Source organism: Sphingomonas sp. PAMC 26605 (genome assembly GCF_000241485.1).
Taxonomy (GTDB): domain Bacteria; phylum Pseudomonadota; class Alphaproteobacteria; order Sphingomonadales; family Sphingomonadaceae; genus Sphingomonas.
The window spans coordinates 290,210-292,582 of sequence record NZ_JH584242.1; the positions used below are offsets into that span (position 1 = coordinate 290,210).

Sequence of the window (2,373 nt, forward strand, 5' to 3'; positions counted from 1 at the left end):
TGACCTGCCCCCGTCGAGTGGACCGGGTTGATTGTTAGTGGATTATGCTCGCCGCCGCCATATCCGGGCGGAGGTGGAGCGAAGCGGAGCCGGAGGCCGGATATGGCGGTGAAGCCGTTTCCGGGGCCGGCGGTCGGTAGCCGAGGCTGCTGTGTGGACGGACCGTGTTGTAATGTCGGCGCCATGCCTCGATCAGTACCCTTGCCTCGGCGAGGCTGTAAAAGATTTCGCCATTGAGCAGTTCGTCGCGAAGCGACCCGTTGAAGCTCTCATTATAGCCATTCTCCCATGGTGATCCCGGCGCGATGTAGAGCGTCTTCACGCCGATTTGGCCGAGCCATTGCTGCACGGCATTGGCGATAAATTCGGCGCCATTGTCCGACCGGATATGTGCCGGCGGGCCCCGTGTGATGAACAGGTCCGCCAGTGCGGCGAGCACATCTTCATGTTTGAGTTGACGAGCAACAACCAGCGCCAGGCACTCCCGACTGGCCTCGTCGATGATGGTCAGGATACGGAACTTGCGACCATCATGCGTGCGGCCTTCGACGAAGTCGTACGCCCACACATGCCCCGGATATTCCGGTCGAAGCCGGATGCACGATCCGTCGTTCAACCAAAGTCGCCCACGCTTTGGCTGACGTTGCGGGACTTTGAGCCCTTCGCGCCGCCAGATCCGCTCGACCCGTTTATGGTTCACCGTCCAGCCCGCATGGCAGAGCAACGCTGTCACCCGGCGATAGCCGTAGCGACCATATTGCTTCGCCAGCGCGATAATGTCTTCCGATAGCGCCTGTTCGTCATCCGCCCCGCGCGGCACCTTGCGCTGCGTCGATCGATGCTGGCCCAGCACCCGGCAGATCCGTCGCTCGGACACCGGAAGCTTTCGTTGCACATGATCGATACAGCGCCTTCGCCGCGCGGGGCTCAGAAGTTTCCCCGGGCTGCCTCCTGCAAAATCAGCTTGTCCAGCGTCAGGTCCGAGATCGCCCTTCGAAGCCGAAGGTTCTCCTTCTCCAGATCCTTCATCCGCCGGGCCTGGTCAGTCTTCAGACCGCCATACTCCTTGCGCCAGCGATAATATGTCTGCTCGCTGACCGCGATCCGCCGACATGCTTCCGCAGTCGATGACCCCTGTGCCAGCACAATCTCAACTTCACGCAGCTTCCTGATGATCTCTTCCGGCTTGTGCTTCTTGCTCGGCATTCGTCGTCCCTTTCGTGGTCCAGACTATCATAGTCTCTGGGCCACTCAGCGGGGGGCAGATCACCTTGCCAACGATCTCGAACGGCAAGCTCTATTAAATAAAGCATTTTGTCAATTGAATTGTTGCTCGGCTCGGGTGATTTTCTCCGCCGACGTCGGCGGTCCTTTTGTGACCAGATAGTTAGTGGGAGTCGGTACAAACCGCTGCTCTTTTGGGGAACGGCAGCGAAGAATTGTCGACAGGCGCCGAAGAGAAACCCCACCCGTTCTAGCTAGCTAGGCGCCTTATCTGAGATATTTGTTATATATTTACAAAGAATTTGGTACATTCACACTTAAAAAGGAAATCAAAATTGACTGACGAAACTACCAACACCGTCGAACTCGCAACCGAATTGACGATGGCATGGCTGTCGAATCCGAATACGCGTACGTCGGCAGAGGATGTCCCGGCATTCTTGAAGTCGATCTATGACGCAGTGGTCGGTCTCTCGACTGCATCGGTCGAAGCTATCATCGAGGAAGCTGCTCCCGAATTTACCGCCGCGGTCACTGCGCGGAAGTCGTTGGCTAATCCCGATGTTATTATCTCGATGATCAACGGGAAGCCGTACCAGACGCTGACGCGGCATCTCAGCACCAACGGCCTGACGCCTGCCGAATATCGCGCACGCTATGGTTTGAAGGCTAATAACCCATGACTGCGCCGTCCTACTCGGCAATGCGTCGTGATATGGCGAAGAGAATCGGTCTCGGCCGAAAGCCGGGACCGAAATCTCCTGCGAAGGCCTAGGCTCCCGAATCGGAGCCGAAGCTTGGTCGGCCGGCGAAGATGGTCGAGCCTGCTTGAAACGACAGGCGGTGAGCGTGCTCATCATGTTCGCCGCCGTTCGATCCAGCGTTGGGAAGCGAATGACCGTTTGTTATTCACCAGAAAGCGATCAGGCTGTAATCGCCTACTTGGCGCTTTTCGGGCGTGCTTTCTCGAACCGAGAGCGGAAGTGGGACGAAGCATAGACATTTTGCCAATTGTCTCGCGTGCGGGGTGCTAATCGTGGCAGGGCGTGTGTTGGTGCTACGTGCCGCCGCGGCCGATAGAGAAGTCGACCGAGGCGGGAGTGGATGCCTCGTTTCGACTGGATGGATAGCCTTAATCAGCTCGGCCGA

The 2,373-nt window shown here is 57.8% G+C and carries 1 protein-coding gene and 1 pseudogene; one reads left to right on the forward strand and one right to left on the reverse strand.

Going from position 1 to position 2,373, the window contains the following annotated elements; genetic code table 11:
• Positions 1-34: 34 nt before the first annotated feature.
• Positions 35-1,206 (reverse strand): IS3 family transposase gene (locus RH90_RS19475; RefSeq protein ID WP_086011229.1). Its coding sequence is split into 2 segments (ribosomal slippage): positions 35-942 and positions 942-1,206, totalling 1,173 coding nucleotides; the frame shifts between segments, so codons are not numbered across the junction.
• A gap of 353 nt (positions 1,207-1,559) precedes the next feature.
• Here RH90_RS19475 and RH90_RS19485 point away from each other — a divergent pair.
• A pseudogene (locus RH90_RS19485) lies at positions 1,560-1,999 on the forward strand (MucR family transcriptional regulator).
• Positions 2,000-2,373: the final 374 nt, after the last annotated feature.